Origin of the sequence: Comamonas sp. JNW (assembly GCF_003105075.1) — a bacterium.
Lineage (GTDB): Bacteria > Pseudomonadota > Gammaproteobacteria > Burkholderiales > Burkholderiaceae_C > Comamonas > Comamonas squillarum.
Map to the genome: position 1 here is coordinate 198,347 of NZ_QETI01000001.1, position 20,573 is coordinate 218,919.

General features: G+C 63.4%; 21 protein-coding genes. 5 read left to right on the forward strand and 16 right to left on the reverse strand.

Annotated elements, in window-relative coordinates:
• Window positions 1-121: 121 nt before the first annotated feature.
• The 5 genes from guaA to guaB all read right to left on the reverse strand — a co-directional run bounded on the left by guaA (window position 122) and on the right by guaB (window position 4,923).
• On the reverse strand, window positions 122-1,738 hold the full coding sequence (guaA, locus tag DCO45_RS00885; protein ID WP_116924084.1) for a glutamine-hydrolyzing GMP synthase: 1,617 nt from the start codon (window positions 1,736-1,738) through the stop codon (window positions 122-124).
• 43 nt (window positions 1,739-1,781) lie between these two features.
• Window positions 1,782-2,228, reverse strand: coding sequence for a type II toxin-antitoxin system VapC family toxin (locus tag DCO45_RS00890; RefSeq protein ID WP_116924085.1), 447 nt, complete (start codon window positions 2,226-2,228; stop codon window positions 1,782-1,784).
• Window positions 2,225-2,485 (reverse strand): type II toxin-antitoxin system prevent-host-death family antitoxin, encoded by a 261-nt coding sequence (locus DCO45_RS00895; protein ID WP_116924086.1) that lies wholly within the window; start codon window positions 2,483-2,485, stop codon window positions 2,225-2,227. The genes DCO45_RS00890 and DCO45_RS00895 overlap by 4 nt, the downstream gene beginning before the upstream one ends.
• A gap of 443 nt (window positions 2,486-2,928) precedes the next feature.
• On the reverse strand, window positions 2,929-3,387 hold the full coding sequence (locus DCO45_RS00900) for a DIP1984 family protein (protein ID WP_116924087.1): 459 nt from the start codon (window positions 3,385-3,387) through the stop codon (window positions 2,929-2,931).
• Between the two features lie 60 nt (window positions 3,388-3,447).
• Window positions 3,448-4,923, reverse strand: coding sequence for an IMP dehydrogenase (gene guaB / locus DCO45_RS00905; protein ID WP_021027258.1), 1,476 nt, complete (start codon window positions 4,921-4,923; stop codon window positions 3,448-3,450).
• 144 nt (window positions 4,924-5,067) lie between these two features.
• Here guaB and DCO45_RS00910 point away from each other — a divergent pair, with 144 nt between their 5' ends.
• A complete protein-coding gene (locus DCO45_RS00910; protein ID WP_116924088.1) occupies window positions 5,068-5,646 on the forward strand; it encodes a DUF4124 domain-containing protein in 579 nt (192 codons plus the stop codon).
• 87 nt (window positions 5,647-5,733) lie between these two features.
• Here DCO45_RS00910 and DCO45_RS00915 read toward each other — a convergent pair whose 3' ends face one another.
• Both DCO45_RS00915 and DCO45_RS00920 read right to left on the reverse strand, forming a co-directional pair.
• The gene (locus tag DCO45_RS00915; RefSeq protein ID WP_116924089.1) at window positions 5,734-6,090 is read right to left on the reverse strand and encodes an RnfH family protein; all 357 of its coding nucleotides are present in this window, start codon (window positions 6,088-6,090) and stop codon (window positions 5,734-5,736) included.
• Window positions 6,083-6,523, reverse strand: a complete 441-nt coding sequence (locus DCO45_RS00920; RefSeq protein WP_116924090.1) for a type II toxin-antitoxin system RatA family toxin — start codon at window positions 6,521-6,523, stop codon at window positions 6,083-6,085. Before DCO45_RS00920 ends, DCO45_RS00915 begins: the two co-directional genes overlap by 8 nt.
• A gap of 137 nt (window positions 6,524-6,660) precedes the next feature.
• Between DCO45_RS00920 and smpB the strand changes: the two genes are divergently transcribed.
• The 3 genes from smpB to DCO45_RS00935 all read left to right on the forward strand — a co-directional run bounded on the left by smpB (window position 6,661) and on the right by DCO45_RS00935 (window position 8,370).
• Window positions 6,661-7,134, forward strand: a complete 474-nt coding sequence (gene smpB / locus DCO45_RS00925) for an SsrA-binding protein SmpB (RefSeq protein ID WP_021027262.1) — start codon at window positions 6,661-6,663, stop codon at window positions 7,132-7,134.
• A 98-nt stretch (window positions 7,135-7,232) separates the two neighbouring features.
• Window positions 7,233-7,847: a Pr6Pr family membrane protein gene (locus DCO45_RS00930; protein ID WP_116924091.1), complete on the forward strand. Its 615-nt coding sequence runs from the start codon at window positions 7,233-7,235 to the stop codon at window positions 7,845-7,847.
• A gap of 187 nt (window positions 7,848-8,034) precedes the next feature.
• Window positions 8,035-8,370, forward strand: a complete 336-nt coding sequence (locus DCO45_RS00935) for an ATP-binding protein (protein ID WP_243419204.1) — start codon at window positions 8,035-8,037, stop codon at window positions 8,368-8,370.
• A gap of 90 nt (window positions 8,371-8,460) precedes the next feature.
• Here DCO45_RS00935 and DCO45_RS00940 read toward each other — a convergent pair whose 3' ends face one another.
• The 7 genes from DCO45_RS00940 to DCO45_RS00970 form a co-directional block, all read right to left on the reverse strand.
• Complete coding sequence (locus DCO45_RS00940; protein ID WP_116924467.1) at window positions 8,461-10,425, reverse strand: oleate hydratase; 1,965 nt, start codon at window positions 10,423-10,425, stop codon at window positions 8,461-8,463.
• Window positions 10,426-10,556: 131 nt separating this feature from the next.
• Window positions 10,557-11,651, reverse strand: a complete 1,095-nt coding sequence (locus tag DCO45_RS00945; protein ID WP_116924093.1) for an enoyl-CoA hydratase/isomerase family protein — start codon at window positions 11,649-11,651, stop codon at window positions 10,557-10,559.
• 81 nt (window positions 11,652-11,732) lie between these two features.
• Window positions 11,733-12,761 (reverse strand): acyl-CoA dehydrogenase, encoded by a 1,029-nt coding sequence (locus tag DCO45_RS00950; RefSeq protein WP_116924094.1) that lies wholly within the window; start codon window positions 12,759-12,761, stop codon window positions 11,733-11,735.
• A gap of 13 nt (window positions 12,762-12,774) precedes the next feature.
• Entirely contained in the window at window positions 12,775-13,932 is a 1,158-nt protein-coding gene (locus DCO45_RS00955; protein ID WP_116924095.1) for an acyl-CoA dehydrogenase family protein, read from the reverse strand.
• A gap of 15 nt (window positions 13,933-13,947) precedes the next feature.
• Window positions 13,948-14,925, reverse strand: a complete 978-nt coding sequence (locus DCO45_RS00960; RefSeq protein WP_116924096.1) for a tripartite tricarboxylate transporter substrate binding protein — start codon at window positions 14,923-14,925, stop codon at window positions 13,948-13,950.
• 50 nt (window positions 14,926-14,975) lie between these two features.
• Window positions 14,976-15,479 carry a MaoC family dehydratase gene (locus DCO45_RS00965; protein ID WP_116924097.1) on the reverse strand — a complete coding sequence of 168 codons (504 nt, stop codon included), beginning with the start codon at window positions 15,477-15,479 and terminating at the stop codon, window positions 14,976-14,978.
• Window positions 15,480-15,500: 21 nt separating this feature from the next.
• Window positions 15,501-16,679: a CoA transferase gene (locus DCO45_RS00970; protein WP_116924098.1), complete on the reverse strand. Its 1,179-nt coding sequence runs from the start codon at window positions 16,677-16,679 to the stop codon at window positions 15,501-15,503.
• 106 nt (window positions 16,680-16,785) lie between these two features.
• Here DCO45_RS00970 and DCO45_RS00975 point away from each other — a divergent pair, with 106 nt between their 5' ends.
• Complete coding sequence (locus tag DCO45_RS00975; protein ID WP_116924099.1) at window positions 16,786-17,682, forward strand: LysR family transcriptional regulator; 897 nt, start codon at window positions 16,786-16,788, stop codon at window positions 17,680-17,682.
• A gap of 68 nt (window positions 17,683-17,750) precedes the next feature.
• On the opposite strand, the gene typA is transcribed toward DCO45_RS00975, so the two are convergent.
• Window positions 17,751-19,580 carry a translational GTPase TypA gene (gene typA / locus DCO45_RS00980; RefSeq protein WP_116924100.1) on the reverse strand — a complete coding sequence of 610 codons (1,830 nt, stop codon included), beginning with the start codon at window positions 19,578-19,580 and terminating at the stop codon, window positions 17,751-17,753.
• Window positions 19,577-20,569 carry a tRNA pseudouridine(55) synthase TruB gene (gene truB, locus DCO45_RS00985; RefSeq protein WP_116924101.1) on the reverse strand — a complete coding sequence of 331 codons (993 nt, stop codon included), beginning with the start codon at window positions 20,567-20,569 and terminating at the stop codon, window positions 19,577-19,579. Before truB ends, typA begins: the two co-directional genes overlap by 4 nt.
• Window positions 20,570-20,573 lie beyond the last annotated feature (4 nt).

Genomic DNA, 20,573 nt, shown 5'->3' on the forward strand with positions numbered 1-20,573 from the left:
GCCTTGCACCCAGCGGAAAATGACAGACCTAGATGCCTGAAGGGCGTAAAAAAGCCCGCTATACAGCGGGCTCAGCAGGGAATGCCTTCAAGCTAATTCTGGCTTACTTTCTAAAGCCAGCTCACTCCCACTCAATTGTCGCAGGCGGCTTGCTCGAGACATCATACGTAACGCGATTGATCCCGCGCACTTCATTAATCACCCGGTTCGACACCCGCTTGAGCAGACCATAAGGCAGCTCAGCCCAGTCCGCCGTCATGAAGTCGCTGGTCTGCACCGCGCGCAGCGCCACGACGTAGTCGTAGGTGCGGCCGTCGCCCATGACGCCCACGCTCTTGACGGGCAGGAAGACCGTGAAGGCCTGGCTGGTCAGGTCGTACCAGGTCTTGCCGGTGGCATCGTCCACCCAGTTGTTCAGCTCTTCGATAAAGATGGCGTCGGCGCGGCGCAGCAGATCGGCGTATTCCTTTTTCACTTCGCCCAGGATCCGCACCCCCAGGCCTGGGCCGGGGAAGGGGTGGCGGTAGACCATGCCGCGCGGCAGGCCCAGGGCTACGCCCAGCTCTCGCACTTCGTCCTTGAACAGGTCGCGCAGCGGCTCGAGCAGCTTGAGGCCCAGCTGCTCTGGCAGGCCGCCCACGTTGTGGTGGCTCTTGATGGTGACAGCCTTCTTGCTCTTGGCGCCGCCCGATTCGATCACGTCAGGGTAGATGGTGCCCTGGGCCAGGAAGGTCGCGCCCTTGTGGCCGCCGTCGCCTGCTTTGAGCTTGGCGGCCTCGGCCTTGAAGACGTCGACAAACAGGCCGCCGATGATCTTGCGCTTGGCTTCTGGTTCGCTCACGCCAGCGAGTTTTCCCAGGAACAGGTCAGACGCATCCACGCGGATAACCTTGGCGTGGAGCTTGCCTTCGAACATCTCCATGACCATGTCGCCTTCGTTGAGGCGCAGCAGGCCATGGTCCACAAACACGCAGGTCAGCTGGTCGCCAATGGCACGGTGGATAAGCGCGGCAGCGACGGACGAATCGACACCGCCGGACAGGCCCAGGATCACCTCTTCGTCACCGACTTGCTCGCGGATCTTGGCCACGGCTTCTTCGATGTAGTCGCCCATGATCCAGTCGGCCTGGGTGGCGCAGATGTCGAGCACAAAGCGGTTGAGCAAGGCCTGGCCTTGCACGGTGTGCGTTACCTCGGGGTGGAACTGCACCGCGTAGTAGCGGCGGGCTTCATCGGCCATGCCGGCGATCGGGCAGGATGGCGTCGATGCCATGACCTTGAAGCCTGGCGGCAGCGCGGTGACCTTGTCGCCGTGGCTCATCCAGACCTTGAGCATGCCGTGGCCTTCGGGGGTGACGAAGTCTTCGATGCCCTTGAGCAGTTCGGTGTGGCCATGGGCGCGCACTTCGGCGTAGCCAAACTCGCGGCTGTTGGAGCCTTCGACCTTACCGCCCAGTTGGGTGGCCATGGTCTGCATGCCGTAGCAGATGCCCAGCACGGGAATGCCCAGCTCGAACACGGCGTCCGGTGCGCGGTCGTCCACTTCGTAGACGCTGGCATGGCTGCCGGACAGGATCACGCCCTTGAGCTTGCCGTCAGCGGCAAACTCGCGTACCCAGTCGCTGCTCACATCGCAGGGATGCACTTCGCAGTAGACATGGGCTTCGCGCACGCGGCGGGCGATCAGTTGGGTGACTTGGGAGCCAAAGTCAAGGATGAGGATCTTGTCGTGTTGCATAGCAGGATCGTTGGGTTTGGATGGAGAAAACGGAGTGGATGGGTCAAAAATCGTCGGCGGCCAGCACGGTGATGCCGCACTGCCGGGCTGCTGCTACCTGCGCGGCATCAAAACTGGCCAGCGGCAAGCGCAGCGATTGCGCCAGCCACAGATAGGCGGCATCGTAGACAGGCAGGCCGGTGGCCAGCGCCACATCCAGCACGGCCTTGTGCTGGGCGGGTGCCAGGTCATGGAGCTCCACCCTGTGGCGTATCGCATCGAGCACGCCCCAGAGGCCTTCAACACTGCCCAGCGGGACACGGCCGCTGTTGGCCCCGGTGGCAATCAGGTTGCTGCATTCCCAAAACCACAGGTTGGGCGCTTGCGGGTCTACCTCATGGCGGCGAATGCGGGCATAGAGGCGCTGGGTATGGCTACTCGCCGATTCGGGCAGCAGCCAGGCGGCGGTGACCGAGGCATCGAGCACAAAGGCGCTGAAGGCGGCGCTCATGCGGCGCTCCTGCCGCTGCGGCGCAGCTGGGGGACTGCATCCGCATCAGACGCCGGCGCAATACTGGCCTGCAACGCCTCGATCTGCGCCAGCTCCCGGGCAATCTGCTCGTCGGTGATCACCGGCTTGCGCCGCATCGGCAGCATGCGCACCACTTCCTTGCCGTGGCGCGTGATGCGCACTTCCTCGCCCTGCTCGACCAACTCGACCAGGGCAGAGAAACGGGTTTTCGCTTCGTAGATACCGACGCTGTGCATGGAAGTGGGTGACAAAAAATCTGTCCTGAACATTAATTCAGACCAGATTCTAGCATTCAGACCAGTTTTATGCCAATAGCTGGGCACAAGAGGTGAGAACACAGCCCAGCAAACCAAAGGTTTGCGGTTGAGGCTAGGCGCGCAGCCGCAGGCAGTACTGAAGTACGAAAAGGCAAGCAACAACGCATCAAGGGTTGTGTTCTCGCCTCGAAAGGAGGAGCGCCGCGTCAGTGCAAGGTGGTGAGGTATACGCTGTCAAAGGTACAGGGTACGTGGTTCCGGGCTGATGGGTAAGCCGTGTATTGAGCACGTTTGCGCTGCCCTCCGCGCATCCAGATGGGACCCAGAATATTTTCAACCCCCTGGCTCCCAGCCGGGGTCTTTGCACTCGCCCGTGGCGCTCCAAAAACTAGATGGTGATCCTTTATGGGGTCAGTGAACGGCTATGCCGCCACATCGATCTGCCAGTTGGCCGATTGCAGCACCACATTGGTCTCGCGGATGCGGCGCGACAGATCATCGGCCTGCTTTTGCAAGCTGGCCACATTGATCTGCGGCAGCCATTTGATCTCGCGCTGGCTGTAGCGGTCCACATCCTTGTGCGTGGCGGCGATGGTGGCGACCAGCAGCGAATGCTGGGCGACCAGGGTATCGCGCTGGGCCAGGATATCGGCCAGCGGGCGGCCATCAGCCAAGCGGGCCGTCTCGTTGGCGGTGTTGATGGCGCGCACCAGCTGCTGCTGCGCGAGCAAGGTCGAGGTGGCCTCAGCGAGCAGGTCTTCGACTCGCTCCTTGGGCTGCTCGCCTTCTTGCACGATGGCATTGCGGGCAATGCGCTCACGCAGGGAGAGCAGCTTTTTCTTGTGGTCGGCTCTGAGCAACAGGGCTTCGGCAAGCTTCATCGGCATTCCTTGGAAGGAGTTCAAAAAAATGGCTGCCAGCGGCAGCCATTCTCGGGACCATCAGTCAGCGCGGTAGTTTGGAGCTTCCTTGGTGATCTGCACATCGTGCACATGCGACTCACGGATACCGGCTGCGGTGATTTCCACAAACTCGGCCTTCTCGTTCATCTCGGCAATCGATGCGCAACCGCAGTAGCCCATCGATGCGCGCACGCCGCCGGCCATTTGGTAGACGATGGCAACCATCGAACCCTTGTAGGGCACGCGGCCTTCGATGCCTTCGGGCACCAGCTTGTCGGCATTGGGGTTGCCGGTGCTCGATTCCTGGAAGTAGCGGTCGGCCGAGCCTTGCTGCATCGCGCCGATCGAGCCCATGCCGCGGTAGCTCTTGTATGAGCGGCCTTGGTAGAGGATCACTTCGCCGGGTGCTTCTTCGGTGCCGGCAAACATGCCGCCCATCATGATGGTCGATGCGCCAGCGGCCAGGGCCTTGGAGATATCGCCCGAGAAGCGGATACCGCCGTCAGCGATCAAAGGCACGCCGGTGCCTTGAAGCGCCTGGGCCACGCTGTCGACAGCCATGATCTGGGGCACGCCCACACCGGCCACAATACGCGTGGTGCAGATGGAGCCTGGGCCGATACCGACCTTGACCGCATCAGCGCCTGCCTCGACCAGCGCCAGCGCCGCTGCGCCGGTGGCGATGTTGCCGCCGATCACATCTACCTGGGGGTAGTTTTGCTTGACCCAGCGCACGCGCTCGATCACGCCACGGCTGTGGCCGTGGGCGGTGTCCACCACGAGGGCGTCCACACCGGCCTTGACCAGCAGGTCCACACGCTCTTCGGTGCCAGCGCCCACGCCAACGGCCGCCGCCACGCGCAGACGGCCAGCGCGGTCACGTGCGGCATTGGGGAAGGTGGTTTGCTTGGTGATGTCCTTGACGGTGATCAGGCCCTTGAGTTCAAAGGCATCGTTCACCACCAGAATGCGCTCGAGCTTGTGCTTGTTGAGCAAAGCCTTGGCAGCGGCGGGCGTGGTGTCGTCTTTTTCATTGACGGTCACCAGCTTGTCGCGCGGCGTCATGATGTCGCGCGCCTTGACGTCGTAGCGGGTCTCAAAGCGCAGATCGCGGCTGGTCACAATGCCAACCACCTTGCCGCCGTCGCAGACCGGGAAGCCGGAGATGCCCCGCTCCTCGGACAGCTGCATGATCTGCAGCACCGTGTGCTCAGGCGTGATCACCACCGGGTCGTGCACGACGCCCGATTCATGGCGCTTGACCTTGGAGACCTCGGCAGCTTGCTGCTCGGCGGTCATGTTCTTATGGATCACACCAATACCGCCCTCCTGAGCGATGGCAATCGCCAGTCTGGCTTCCGTGACCGTGTCCATGGCGGCAGACACCAGGGGCAGGTTCAGGCGGATATTGCGGGAGAATTGGGTGGCGAGAGAGACGTCCTTGGGCAGGACTTGGGAGTATGCGGGCACCAGCAACACATCGTCGAAGGTGAGCGCTTTTCCGATCAGGCGCATTGTGAAGGCTCCAAAAGAAAGATTCTACCGTCTTTTGTAAACAGCTTGCAGGGCAGCCGTATTACATCCCTTCGGCGCAAGCCTGTTATCTGCAACCAACAACTTCGTCTGGCGTTGACAATCGGCAAGCTACACTCGCCTTCTATGAAACTCATCAAGCTCCTTCTCCTCTCGGTAGCCATTGGCATTGGCGCGCCCGCCATGGCCCAATGGCAGTGGGTCGACAAAGACGGCCGCAAGGTCTTCAGCGACCGCCCACCGGGATTGGAGGTGCCGGAGAAGAACATCCTCAAGCGCCCCAAGGGCTATGGCTCGCTCAAGGGCGTGCAGTCCTCGGGCACAGGCCCTGCGCTGCGCGAGGTCGCACCCGCGCCCCAGGAGGGCGAGTCTGGCGATGGCGCAGCAGTACCCGCCCCCGCTGCTGGGGCCGCCCCGGCTGGCGGTGCCGCCGCTGCCAAGGCCGCCACTGGCAAGGACAAGGAGCTCGAAGCCAAAAAGGCCGCTGACGCCAAAGCCAAGACCGATGCCGAAGCCGCAGAAAAAGCCAAGCAAGCGGCAGCCAAGGCCGACAACTGCAAGCGCGCCCAGCAGGCCAAGGCGATGTATGACACCGGCAAGGCCGTGCGCGCACCCAATGAAAAGGGCGAGATGGTGTTCCAGAGCGCCGAGCAGCGCGCCGCCGAGATCAAGCGCACCGATGAGGTGATCTTCAACAACTGCTGATCGCCCGCGCCCCACGCCAAAAAGCCAAGCAGATGCTTGGCTTTTATCCATGCGGCGAGGGCCGCGCAATGGCGGTGAACCTTTTCTTTAAGCGCCGTAACCGGCCTTGGACTGCGGCCTGCGCCGGGCAAACAGGCCGGCGCCACGGGCGCCCTGCTTGGCAAAGCGCTCACGGCGCGCTTTCTTGGGGTCGACCTTGAGGGCTTCGTACAGCTCCACCCGGTCACCATCGGCCAGCAGCTGGCTGCGGGGCCGCACCCGGCCCCAGATGCCCGCATCCTGCGCATCGGCAAACACCTGGCCGGTTTGCTGGCCAGCCGCTGCCAGGGCCTGGGCCAGGCTGGCACCGGCGGCCAGCTGCAGTTGCACCGTCTGGGGCTGGCCGTTCTGGGCCCAGACCACCTCGATCTGCATCAGCGCGGCGCCCGCTGCGGTATCAGCCATAGATCTTCTCGGCCCGCTGGATAAAGGCATCCATCATCGTCGCGGCGATCTTGTCAAAAATGGGGCCCACCACGGCGGCCAGCGCCATGCTGTCAAAGCCATAGCTCAGGCTCAGCGATACCTTGCAGGCGCGCTGGCTGCCATCGCCCACCGGCTCAAAGCGCCAGTCGCCTTGCAGCTGCGAGAACGGCCCCTTGACCAGGGCCATCTGCAGCCGCTTGCCCGGCTCATAGGTGTTGCGGGTGACAAAGGACTTTTTGATACCCGCCAGCGCAATGCCGACCTCGGCGGTCACGCCATCGGCGTGCTGCTCGAGCACGCGCGCATGGTCACACCAGGGCAGAAAATCGGGATAGCGCGGCACATCGGCCACGAGATCGAACATCTCCTGGGGGCTGTACCAGATCAGGACGGACTTGTTGACAGTTTTCATGCAGACAGGAGGGAGGGCCGCAGCAGCAAACCGGCTGCCGCCCGAAACATTCATAAAATCATAGACCAGAACAAAAAGCGCAGCCCCCAGCAGCCCTATGGACTTGGGAAAGCCGTTTTGCCCCTAATATTGCAATTATGTCGAAGACGAACAACACCAACAGCCGCATAGCCGATAACAAGAAGGCTGCATTCAACTATTTCTTTGAGGAACGCTTCGAAGCGGGCATGGTGCTGCACGGCTGGGAGGTCAAGGCGCTGCGCGAGGGCAAGGCCCAGCTCACCGATGGTTATGTGCTGGTCAAGAATGGCGAGCTCTTTCTGATGGGCTGCCAGATCAACCCGCTCAAGACCGCCTCCACCCATGTCAGCCCCGATGCCGCACGCATCAAGAAGCTCTTGATGAAGAAAGACGAGATCAAGCGCCTGATCGGCAAGGTCGAGCAAAAGGGCTACACCCTCGTCCCCATCAACCTGCACTGGAAAAACGGCCTGGCCAAATGCGATATTGCACTGGCCAAGGGCAAGGCCGAACATGACAAGCGCGATGTGATCAAGGACCGCGAAGGCAAGCGCGAGGTAGAGCGCGCGATGAAGGTGCATAACCGTTGATAGACCAGATGGCCCAATGGCGGTTGCACCTGGGCGCCAGCGTAGAGACTTTGAACAGGTTCTAAGATAGCGGCTCCATCCTGACTGGAGACCCCGCCATGCACACACTGCTGCGGCTTGCACGCTTTGGCCTGGCCGCCCTGGTGCTCGCAGCCATCGGCCAACAGCTGTCCCTGCATGCCGCGCACGGCCTGCGTTTTGCCAACTTCTTCAGCTATTTCACGGTGCTGTCCAATCTGTTGGCGGCGCTGGTGCTGGTGCTCGGTGCCTGCACACCGGCGCGTGCTGAGCGCCCCTGGCTCAGCCAGTTGCGTTTTTTCTCTGCGCTCAACATGGCCATTGTCGGCCTGGTGTTTGCCTTGCTGCTGCGCAACCTGGATGTCGGCCTGATGCAGGCCTGGATCAACAGGGTGCTGCACTACCTGATGCCAGTCGCCGTGGTGCTCGACTGGCTGCTCGCCCCGCCGGCCGCGCCGCTGGCACGCAAGGCTCTGGCCAAGGCGCTGGTCCTGCCGGCGCTTTACCTCCTCTACACCTTGCTGCGCGGCCAGCTGACGGGCTGGTACCCCTACCCCTTCCTGAACCCGGCCCACGTCGGTGGTTTCGGGGGTGTGGCGGCCTATGCGGCCACGATTGCGCTGGGTTTTGTGGTGCTGGGTAGTGGGCTGCTGGTCGCCGCCCAAGGCATGGCTGCCAGCAAGCGCATGCGATAAGACCCGACACAGCGGGCCGGCAGCTGAGCGCGGTGTGTTCGAGGATGGGCATCTGTCCGACATGGCGGGCCAGCGCCCCCACCTATATTGAGGACACCATCAACCAACCTGGGTGCCGTCTATGTTCTCCAAGCTTGCTGTACTGGCCATTCCGCTGTCCGCCGTTCTTTTGACCGCCTGTGGCTCCATGCACCACAAAGCGGAGGACACGAGCACGCCAGTGCGATCCGCAGATGGCGTGCTCGTCGGCCCCGATGGCCGCACGCTCTACACCTTCACCAAGGACACCGCCGGCAGCGGCGCTTCGACCTGCTACCAGCAGTGCGCCACCAACTGGCCGCCACTGGGCGTGGCTGCCGGTGCCAAGCCGATTGGTGACTTCAGCATCATCACCCGCACCGACAACACCCAGCAATGGGCCTACAAGGGCTGGCCGCTGTACTATTTTGCCAAAGACAGCCAAGCAGGCGACAAGCGTGGCGATGGCATGGGCGGTGGTGTATGGAAGCTGGCCAAGCCTTGATCGGCTAACGCCCTTCAGCTTTAGTGCAAACAACAAGAGGTGGCCTTACGGCCACCTCTTTGCGTTGGGGCGCTCTGTCCAGCGCGCTGCTTATTTGGACTTGTCGCGCAGATTGCTGCTGTAGCGCTCCAGCCAGGTGGAGACCTTGCTCAAAGCCTGGCCGCCCTTGCCCAGCAGTTGCGCCAGCTCCGATTCCGCGCGCTCGCGCAAGGTCTCCTCGTTCTCGGGCAGCGGCGGCAGGATGTGGGCGAAATAGGTTTTGCCCAGCACCCGGTGCAGCAAACGCTCGCCGACAAAGGGCTGGTTGCCGTTCAGCGCCCGCGCGCCCTTGATGATGTTGCGGATGTCGTACTGCGTAGGACTGATGTCAGGCACCTGCTTGGGCAGGCCCAGCAAGGTGTAGACACCGATGCGCGCGGTGCGCACCGAGCTTTCCATCGTGAAGATGATGTCATTGCTGGTCTCGACAAACTGGCCGACCAAGGCCAGGTTGGTGCAGCCCTCGGGCACCACATGGGGCCGGTCGCCGGCGGCGCGGGGCATGAATTGCGCCGTGATGTAAGGCATCAAGGCCAGGCGCACCTTGGTGTTGGCCGCCACCGCATCGATCTGGTCGGCAATGCCCAGGTGGTAGCACAGCTCGGCCAGAATCTCGCGTCCCGTGCATTCGGGCATGGTCTTGGCGACATGGTTGCCCTTTTTGTCCATCAGCAGCGCATACACCCACAGCACCAGCACATCGCCGGGCTGGTCGGGAAAATGCGGCTGGCGGTTGCAGGTAAAGCTCATCACCCAGTTCGAATCGGTGAAGGTGATGATGCCTCCGGTCACCGTCTTGCCCGAGTACGGATCGTTGACCGACAGCTCCTTGAGCTTGTCGATCAGCGGCGAGGCTTTGCAGGTCAAGGTGGCCGACTCCCACATCGAGCCCTTCACATCGCCATAGAACTTCTCGGGCCGGCCAAACACCGGCGACTTGGCCGCCAGGCGCTTCCACAGGGTCCAGTCGCTGTCCTCACCCGGCTCCTCATTGCCGCGCGCCAGCACCGGCGCGGTGTCCAGGTCGCCATAGGCCGTGCCTTCGGTCATCGAGCCGGTCAGCGCAAACACCACATCATGGGGGCCGACGTCAATCTGAACCTCCTGACCCGCCGATTTGCAACGGATCCCGGTCACCGTGCGGCTGCCTGCTTCCTCGCGCATGTCCAGGTCGTAGGCGCGGGTGTTGAACTGCACCTTGACGCCCTTGTCCTTGAGCATGCGCGTCAGCGGCACGACAAAGCTGTCGTACTGGTTGTACTTGGGAAACACGAGCGCCGACATGTCGGTGAGGCCATCGATGGCGTCCAGGAAGCGGTGCATGTAGAGCTTCATCTCCAGCAGGCTTTGCCAGTTCTCGAACGCGAACATCGAGCGCCACAGGTACCAGAAATTGGTCTCCAGAAAACTGGCGCTGAAATAGGACTCGATGCTGATGTCGTCGAGTTCCTCCTTGCGCTTGAGCAGCAGCTTGACGATCTCCCACTGGTGCGCCTTGGTCAGACCCAGCGTCGAGAAATCGCGGATCTTGCCCTGCTGGTGCATCAGCCGGGCCTTGGACCAGTTCGGGTCGTTGTCGTTGACGAAGCGGTACTCGTCGAGCACGCTGTAGCCCTCGGGCAGCTCCAGCGCCGGCACGTCCTGGAACAGATCCCAGAAGTTGTCGTAGTTCCAGTTCATCTCGCGGCCGCCGCGCACGATATAGCCTTGCTCGGCATTGCCCGCGCCATCGAGCGAGCCGCCAGCCACATCCAGCGTATCCAAGATGGTGATGTCTTCGCCCGCCATGCCGCCGTCGCGGATCATGTAGAAGGCGGCTGCCAGGCCGGCAATGCCGCTGCCGATGATCCAGGCCTTGCGCCCCACGACCGGCGCGCCCAGCACCGGCCGGTTGCGCATATAGGCGCCCATCATGTCCGGTGGTGGCAGGCTGTCTTGCGGGCCCTTGCGCCAAAAGCCTTCGCCGATATTGGCCTCCACGCGGATTGAGGAGGCCTGGGAGTCTGCATGCGTCATGGTCTTGCCTTTCATGGATACCTGAGGATCACATGCCAAGGTATAGCACACCGATTCGCCAGGGCCTTTGACAGTCGGCAAGGGCCTACGTATTCACGCAGGCCCTCGTATGGCTCGGAGGCTGTGATGGCTTAGTTCAGCGCCAGCAGCGGGTGCGCCTCAGCCGGCCAAGGGCTGGCAAACATCTGCGCCACTTCCTGCAGGTCCACCACTTCAATGCGGGCGGGGCTCCAGCGGGGATGGTGGTCCTTATCGACCGCCAGCGCGCGGATGCCTTCGAGCGTTTCGCTCTTGCGGTCGGGGCGCAAATAGAAGCAGTGGCGCACCAGGTCGCGCTCCATGCGCAGGTCTTCGGCCAGGCCCATGCCGCGTGCACGGCGGATCTGCTCGAGCACGACAAACAGCATCAGCGGCGAGCGCTTGCGCAGGGTCTCGGCGGTGGTGCGGGCAAAGTCGCTGCTGCCCGCCTCCAGCGCAGCGATGATGGCCGGCACATCAGCCAGGCCAAAGTACTGCGCGATCTCGGCATCGGGGTTGTTAGCACGTTCTGGTGCGGACGCCAAAGCGGCTTTGACAAAGGCTTCTACGGCCTGGCCGTTGGCAAAGCTGCCGCTGGCCAGCCCGTCCCACAGCGCCTGCTGCTGCGCACTCTCCAGGTAGCCATCGGCCAGCTGGTAGGCCAGCGCATCGGCCGCGCCAATCATCTGTCCCGTCAGGCCCAGGTACTCGCCCACATGGCCGGGGCAGCGCGAGAGGAAGTAGCCGCCGCCCACATCGGGGAACAGGCCTATGGCGGTCTCGGGCATGGCCATCTTGGTGCGCTCGGTGACGATGCGCAGGCTTGCGCCCTGGCTGATGCCCATGCCGCCGCCCATCACGATCCCATCCATAAAGGCGATATAGGGCTTGCCGAAATGGTGGATCAGGTGGTTGAGCGCATATTCCTCACTGAAGAAATCCTCCAGTTCGGGATTGCCTGCCATGCCGGCCGCATGCAAAAAGCGGATATCGCCGCCAGCGCAGAAGGCGCCAAAGGCGCCCTCCTTGTTGCTGCCCCGGATCGCTACGGCCAGCACCTTCTCGTCCTGCTGCCAGCGCAGCAGCACATCGCGCAGTTCGCGCACCATGGCCAGCGACAAGGCGTTCAGCGCCTTGGGCCGGTTGAGCGTGATCAAGCCCAGCTGACCACGCACTTCGCTTTGCACATCTTCGGTGTAGACCGACATAAGCATGACTCCTGATTCTTCTAAAAACAACCGCCACCATAGCCGAAAAACGGCGCGGGCTGCGGTCAATCAGGTGCCAAATCAGGCTACGGCGGCGCGGCTGTCCGTGATCTCGCGGATCACATCCAGGGCCATGCCGCCAGCAGCCAGCAGCGCCTGGCCGGCCTGCAGCTGCCAATAGCTTTCGCTGCCAGCCGTCTGGCGCCACAGGTGCAGGCGGCGGGTGTAGAGCTGCAGATCAAACTCGGTGGTAAAGCCGATCGCGCCGTGGATCGAATGCGCGAGCGATGCCACCTCCACCGCTGCCTCGCTGGTGCGCGCCTTGCCCACGGCCACCTTGAGCGGGTCTGCCGCGACGCCATCGGCCTCGCAGGCGATCTGCGCGGCCATGCGCGCGGCGCTCACATGCTCGGCCATCACCGCCAGCTCATGCTGGATCGCCTGGAACTTGCCAATCGGGCGGCCAAACTGCTGGCGCTCGTTGGCAAAGTTCAAGGTGCTCTCAAACACCGTCAGCAGGCTGCCCGCCAGCAAGGCCGACACCAGCCCGGCCTGGGCGACCAGCAACGACGCTGCGGCCGGCACCCGTGTGGCCGAGGCCAGCGCGGCTTCGGGCCAGTGCAGATCCGCATCGAGCACAAAAATGCTGGCACTGACCTGCGCGGTGCCCACCGGCAGCAGCCACAGATCAGCGCCCTGCTGGCCCAGCACCCAGGACGCTACGCGGGCGCCGCGCACACCGCTGGCCCGCAGGCCACCTTCGGCTGCCGCCAGCTTTGGCGTCAAGGCGATGGCGCCCTGCGGCAGCGCCACACCGGCAGCTGCCAGCCAGGCCCGCGCCAGCATGGTGTCTGCCAGCGGCAGCGGCATCGCGTGTTGGCCCAGCAAATCCCAGACACCAAAGGCATCGCGCAAGGCCAGGCCGGCGCCGCCAGCCTCTTCGCTCAGCAGCAGGTCGGCAAAGCCGGTGTCTTCAATCTGCTGCCACAGCGCCGCAGCGGCAGGGCTCTGGCCGGCAGCCACTTCGCTCTCGATCGCGCGCACCACAGCGGGCGTGCATTGCCCGGTCAGCAGGTCGCGCAGGGCCTCGGTAATCAAATGGTCCATCATCTTCTCCTTGCGCTCAACGCAGGCCCAGGCCGCGCGCGATCATGCCGCGCAAAATGCTGCGGGTGCCGCCGCGCAGCGTGTAGCACGGCGATACCAGGGTGAGGTAGTTCAGGGTCAGCAGCAGCTCGTGCGGCACGGCTTCGCCCTCCAGCGCCATCAGGTCATCGGCAATCGCAGCCGGTATGAACTGCTCCAGCACCGTGCCCTGGTCCTTGACCAAGGCGGCCTCGACGATGGGGCTCTGGCCCTGCACCAGCTTTTCCTGCACCGCCACCGACAGCGCACGCAGCGGCGCCAGGCGCGTCAGGATCTGGCCTGCCAGCTTCAGGGATTCGGCGCGCGGCGCCGCTTGCGTGCGCAAAAAGGCCAGCCACTGGTCCAGCAGCACCACCGACGAGAACAGGCGCTCGGGCCCACTGCGCTCAAAGGCCAGCTCGGCCGTCACCTGCTCCCAGCCCTGGCCTTCGGCGCCCACCAGCGCATCGGGTGCGAGCTGCACATTGTCAAAGAAGACCTCGCAGAAATGGCGGTCGCCCGACATGTCCTCGATGGGCCGCACCGTCACGCCCGGCAGGCTCAAATCGACGATCAGTTGCGACAGGCCTTTCTGGCGGTCCGCTGCTTCGCCCGAGGTGCGCACCAGCGCAATCATGTACTGGCAGTGCTGAGCGTTGGTGGTCCAGATCTTCTGGCCGTTCAGCAGCCAACCCGCATCGTTGGGCGTGGCGCGCGTGCGCACGCTGGCCAGGTCCGAGCCAGCATTGGGCTCACTCATGCCGATGCAGAAAAAGCTCTCGCCGCGCGCCACCTGCGGCACATAGCGCTGCTTTTGCGCCTCGGTGCCGTATTTCAGGATCAAGGGCGCGCTCTGGCGCTCGGCAATCCAGTGCGAGCCGACCGGGGCGCCAAAATTGAGCAGCTCCTCGACCACCACATAGCGCGCAAACGCACCCTGCGCGTGGCCGCCATAGGCGGTGGGAAAGGTCATGCCCAGCCAGCCCTTCTCGCCCAGCTTGCGGCTGAAGGCCGGGTCATACCCGCTCCAGGATTTGGCGCGGATATGGGCAGGAATGTCTTTGACCGCCTCTTGCAAAAAGGCCCGCACCTGGGCGCGCAGCGCTTCGCCTTCGGGCGGAATGCGCGTCAGCGCCAGTCCGTTCAAAATCGTCATGTTCTTCGCTTTCGTTCAATCCAGGGACACGCCCGTGCTCTTGACCACGCCGGCCCAGCGCTTGATCTCGCTCTGGATATAGTCGCCATAGGCCTGCGGCGTGGAGCCCAGCGGCTCGGTGCCCTGCAGGCGCAGTTTTTCCAGCACGCCGGGGTCCTTGAGCGCCTTCAAGATTTCGGCATTGAGGCGCTGCACCACAGCATCGGGCGTCCTGGCCGGCACCATCACGCCCTGCCAGGCACCGGCCTCAAAGCCGGTCATGCCGCTCTCAGCCAAGGTGGGAACGTTGGGAAAATTCGGAATGCGCTGGGCCGTGCTGACTGCCAGCAGCTTGAGCTTGCCGTCCTTGATGAAGGGCGCGACCGAGTTGATGGTGTCGGTCATGAACTCGATCTGGCCCGCTACCAGGTCCACATCGGCCGGGGCGCTGCCTTTGTAGGGCACATGGCTGGCGTCGATGCCATAGTGCTGCACCACCTGAAAGGCGGCCAGGTGCGTGACATTGCCGTTGCCGGCCGAGCCGTAGGAGAGCTTGCCCTTGTTGTCCTGCGCGTACTTCACCAGCTCTTGCACGGTGTTGGCGGGCACCTTGGGGTTGACCACCAGGCCCAGCGGCACCACCGCGGTCAATGCGACCGGGCGCAGGTCCTTGGCCACGTCATAGCTGAGCTTTTTGTACAGCGAGGGGCTGAGCGCAATCGACGAGGTGTTGTAGAGCACCGTGTAGCCATCGGCCGCCGCCTTGGCCACCAGCGCATTGCCGATATTGCCGTTGGCACCGGGCCGGTTGTCGACGATGACCGTCTGCCCCAGCTGCTGGCCCACCTGCTGGGCCAGCACGCGCGCCACCATATCGGTGGGCCCGCCCGGCGGGAACGGCACGACCAGGGTGATCGGCCGGCTGGGCCAGGGGTCCTGCGCCTGCGCAGCCCCACCAACAGCAACCAGCGCCAGGGCCAGCAAGGCGGAACGACGTACCAAACCATATTGCATCTTTGTCTCCTGTATGTGTTTTTTCATCTGAGGCTGGTTGCTGTGATCGCCTAGCGCCCTGCCAGCAAGCGCACCGCGGTATAGACCATCACCTGCTCCTGGCGCTGGTTATAGACCTCGATGCGCGAGGTCACCACCGCCCGGCCGCCCTTGCTGGTCGGCTTGATATCGGTCACCTCCACCAGCGCCTCGATCGTGTCACCCACCACTACCGGGCCCAGGATCTTCTGGTGCAACTCCAGCATCGCCAGGCCCGTGCCCTGGATCATGCTTTGCAGGATGAAGCCTTCGATCAAGGTATAGGTGAGTGCACCGGGCACCGGCCGGCCGCGGATCGCGCCGCCGTCGTAGCCGTCTTCGATAAAGATGGCCTCGAGCATGCCGGTGGTATTGATGAAGTTAACCAGGTCGGTCTCCGTCACCGTGCGGCGGAAGGTGCGCAGCTGCTGGCCGACCTGCAGGTCCTGCCAGACAAAGCCCTGGCCCATGCGGGCAGTGCCTGCCAGTGCGGCGGCGCGGTTGTCGGTTGAAGAAATCCAGTTTTGGGCGGTCATGGCCTTGTTACTCTCAGAGGTTCATTCAGCGATGGAGGGCTGCAACGCCGCAATGCGGGCATCGTCCCAACCCACTTCGCGCAGCAGCTGCTCGGTGTGCTCACCCAGGCGCGGCGGCATGCCGATGGGCGCCTGCGCGCCATCGATGCGCACGGAAGAGCGCGGAAAACGCACGGTGCCCATGGCGGGGTCGTGCTGCTCGACAAAAAAGCCGGTGGCCTTGAGGTGCGGGTCGCGCGGCAGGTCGTCCATGCGCGCGACAGGCGCCGCAGGAATCTCCAGCTCCTCGCAGGTTTGCAGCCAGTAGGCGGTGTCTTTTTGCGCCACATAGCTGCTCATGGTCTCCAGCAGGATCGCGATATGGCGGGTGCGCTGGGCCTGGGTGGCAAAGCGCTCGTCCTGCGCCAGCGCGGGCTGGCCCACGGCAGCAAAAAAGCGGCGCCAATGGCCATCGGTGTAGGGCATCATGCAGACATGGCCGTCCAGCGTCTTGTAGGGCTTGCGCCAGGGCGCCATCACGCGCGGGTAGCCAGCGCCGCTGAGCGCGGGCTCAAAATGCATGCCGTAGAAATGCTCGACCAGGTTGAAGCCCACCATGGTCTCGTACATCGGCACCTCGACAAAGCTGCCCTCTCCCGTGCGCTCGCGCTGGAACAAGGCCGCCATCACCGCATGCGCTGCGACCAGGCCACAGGTCTTGTCGGCCGCAATCGTGGGCAGGTAGCGGGCCTCGCCGGTCTGGCGCTCCATCAGGTCGGCCAGGCCGCTCATGCCCTGGATCACATCGTCGTAGGCTGGCAGGCCGGCATAGGGGCCGTCCTCACCAAAGCCATGCAGGCCCACATAGACCAAGCGCGGGTACTGGGCGCGCAGCCGCACTGGGTCGAGCCCCAGCTTGGCGAGCTTTTGCGGCCGCATGCTGTGCATGAAGACATCGGCAGTCTTGAGCAGCGCATGCAGCGCCGCCTGGGCCTCGGGCGCCTTCAGGTCCAGCACCACGCTCTTCTTGCTGCGGTTCGAACCCATGAACAGCGCGGACATGCCGGCTTCGGCCGCCGGCCCGGTGTAGCGTGTGGAGTCGCCGCCAGGCTGCTCGATCTTGATCACCTCGGCGCCGTAATCGGCCAGCACCTGGCTGGCCAGCGGCCCGAAAATCACGCTGGATAGGTCCAGCACCCGCAGGCCTGTCAATGCACTCAAGGCTTGTCTCCGTCGTTGTGGTGATAGCGATGAATGGCATTATTTGATATGTTTCACAACTGTGTCTATGTCGCAATTGACAGGTACTGATACACAGGAGATATCAATGGACTTGCGCCAACTGCGCCACTTTGTCACCCTGGCGCAAACCCTGAACTACCGCCAGGCCGCTGAGCAGCTGCATATGTCGCAGCCGCCGCTGTCGCAGTCGATCCGCAAGCTCGAAGACGACCTAGGGGTACAGCTGTTCGAGCGTGACCGGCGCGGCACGGTGCTCTCGGACGCGGGCCGGGCTGCGCTGGAGAGCGCCAAGCTTGCGCTCTACCATGCCCGGCAGGTACAGGCCGTGTCGCAGGCCACCGCCAGTGGCGAGCTCGGGCGCCTGCATATCGGCTTTATCGGCTCGGCCACGTTCTCGCTGATCCCCAAGCTGGTGCAGGCGTTTCGCGCCGCCTACCCGGCGATCGACCTGGTGCTGACCGAATCCACGACGCGCGAGATCTGCGCCCAGGTGGCCAGCGGTGATTTTGATGCCGGTCTGTTGCGCTATCCCGTCACGCAGGCCACCGAGCTGTCCATCACCCCCGTCGAGCCCGACCGCCTGATTGCCGCCCTGCCCTCTGGCAACCCGCTGCAGATCAAGGACAGCCTGCAGCTGATCGACCTGGCCGACCAGCCCTTTGTGAACTACCGCCCCAGCGAAGTGCCAGGCCTGCATGCACTGGTGGTGCTGGCCTGCCAGAACACCGGCTTTATGCCGCAGATCAAACAGCATGCCGTGCAGGCGCAGACCTTGGTGAGCCTGGTGGGCGCCGGCCTGGGCGTGGCGCTGGTGCCGGCCGTGGTCGCCAAAGCGGCCACACCAGGCGTCATCTTCCGCGAGCTGACCGACACCCAGTACCTGCCCCAGATCGGCATTGCGCTGGCGCTGAACCAGCGCCAGCCAGTGGCCACGGCCCAGCGTTTGAAGGAGCTGCTGCTCAAGCTCCAGCCCATGGGCTGACTCCCACAGAACGCAAAAAAGGCCGCAGATGCGGCCTTTGCTGGTGTTGGATCACGTCGCAGCGCAGATTATGCGTTTTCGCGCGATGCGCGCTTGCGGTCGTGTTCCTTCAGGTGGCGCTTGCGCACGCGCAGGCTGGTGGGGGTGATTTCCAGCAGCTCGTCTTCTTCGATGAACTCCACGCCGTATTCCAGCGACAGCTCGATAGGAGGCGTGATCTTGATCGCGTCTTCCTTGCCGCTCACGCGGAAGTTGGTCAGCTGCTTGGTACGCGTGGCGTTCACCACTAGGTCGTTGTCACGGCTATGGATACCGACGATCATGCCTTCGTACACGGGGTCGTTGGGCTTCACAAACATGCGGCCACGGTCGTCGAGCTTGCCCAGCGCGTAGGTGAAGATTTCACCGTCGTCCATCGAGATCAGCACACCGTTCTTGCGGCCGCCGATTTCGCCCTTGTGCGGCTCGTAGCTGTCGAAGATGTTGGCGATCAGGCCGGAACCGCGGGTCAGGTTCAGGAATTCGTTGGTGAAACCGATCAGGCCACGGGCCGGAATGCGGTATTCCAGACGGACGCGACCGCGGCCATCGGGTTCCATGTTCACCAGCTCGCCCTTGCGCTCGCCCAGCGCTTGCATCACGCCGCCTTGGTGGCCTTCTTCGATGTCAGCCGTCACCAGCTCGATAGGCTCATGGCGCACGCCGTCGATCATTTGCATCACGACGCGTGGCTTGGACACGGCCAGCTCGTAGCCTTCGCGGCGCATTTCTTCGAGCAGAATGGTCAGGTGCAGTTCACCACGGCCAGCCACTTCAAAGATACCGTCTTCGTCGGTTTCCTTGACGCGCAAGGCCACGTTGGAGCGCAGTTCCTTTTGCAGGCGGTCCCAGATCTGGCGGCTGGTCACGTACTTGCCTTCACGACCTGCCAGAGGCGAGGTGTTCACGCAGAAGTTCATCGTCAGCGTCGGCTCGTCGATCTTGAGCATCGGCAGCGGCTGGGGGTTGGTCGGGTCGGTCACGGTCTCACCGATACCGATGTTTTCGATACCGCTGATCAGCACGATCTCGGAAGGACCGGCTTCGGTCGCTTGCACGCGGTCAATACCTTGGAAGGTGTGGACCTGGTTGATCTTGCCGGTGTAGCTCTTGCCATCCAGGCCGGCCATCACGGCCACCTGCTGGCCTGGCTTGAGCGTGCCCTGGGTGATACGGCCCACGCCGATACGGCCCACGAACGTGGAGTAGTCCAGCGCCGAGACTTGCATCTGCAGCGGTGCAGTCGCGTCGCCCTGCACCGATGGCACGTGTTCCAGAATGGTTTCGAACAGGGCCGACATGTCGGGGCCCCATTGCGCGCCTGGCTCGCCTTCTTCCTTGGACGACCAGCCGTTGATGCCCGAGGCGTAGACCACGGGGAAGTCCAGCTGTTCATCGGTCGCGCCCAGCTTGTCGAACAGGTCGAACGCAGCGTTGACGACCTTGTCAGGGTTGGCACCGGGCTTGTCGACCTTGTTGACCACGACGATGGGCTTCAAACCCAGGGCCAGGGCCTTCTTGGTCACAAAACGCGTTTGGGGCATGGGGCCTTCTTGCGCATCGATCAGCAGCACCACACCGTCCACCATGGACAGCGCGCGCTCCACTTCACCGCCGAAGTCCGCGTGACCGGGGGTGTCGAGGATGTTGATGTGGGTGTCGTTCCAGGACACGGCGCAGTTCTTGGCCAGGATGGTAATGCCGCGCTCACGCTCGATGGCGTGGTTGTCCATCACGGTGTCCACGACTTTTTCGTGTTCGGCGAAGGTACCAGACTGGCGCAGCAGCTGGTCCACCATGGTCGTCTTGCCATGGTCAACGTGGGCGATGATCGCAATATTGCGGATTTGTTTGCTCATGATGTTTCCAAAATGCCGCTGGCTTGTGGGCGCGGCGTTCCTTCCAAAATTTGTTGAATCTCGACGGGGCTTAGGAGGCGGTCGGGAATGAGCTCGCGCGCCCGGATGTGTGCCACACCCAAAAGCGCAGGAGGCTCTTCTCCATAAACGGCCACTGCATCGGCATCGGCCCATTCACCCCGCCGGCGCAAGCCGGACAAAAATCTGCCTGCATTATCACCATCGAGCGTGACACGGGTGTGCGCTGCCAGCAACGTGTCGACAGGCAACACGGTGTGCAGGCGCTCCGCATCGGGCGTCGCTTCCAGGGTTTGCAGGCTGATACAGCGGGACAGGTCGATCCCACCGGTTTCTATGCGGCGCAGGCTGCGCAAATGCGCGCCATAGCCCAGCGCCTGGCCAATATCCTCGGCCAGCGTACGCACATAGGTGCCCTTGCTGCAGCGCACCGTCATCTTGAGCGCGACAAAGTCCTGCTCTTCTTGCACACGCGACAGCGTCAGATGCAAGATGGTGACAGCACGCGGCTCACGCTCGAGCGTGATGCCGGCGCGGGCGTATTCGTAGAGTGCCTTGCCATCGCGCTTGAGCGCGCTGTACATGGGCGGCACCTGGCTGATGGGGCCGGTAAACCGGGCTGCCACGGCGTCCAGGGTCTCGGGCGTCAGCGCCTCCCCATCCACCTCCCAGGTCTGCAGCACCTCGCCCTCGGCGTCGCCGGTGGTGGTGGTAGCACCCAGGTGCACCAAGGCCTCATAGGTCTTGGGGGCATCGAGCTGCAATTGGCTGAACTTGGTGGCCGCGCCAAAACACAGCGGCAGCACACCCGTAGCCAATGGGTCGAGCGTGCCGGTATGGCCCGCTTTTTCGGCGCGCAGCAGCCACTTCACTTTTTGCAAAGCGTCGTTGCTGGACAAGCCAATGGGTTTATCGAGCAGAAACACCCCGTGCACAGGGCGCCGCTGCACCCGTGTGCGAGAGGCATGCATGCGA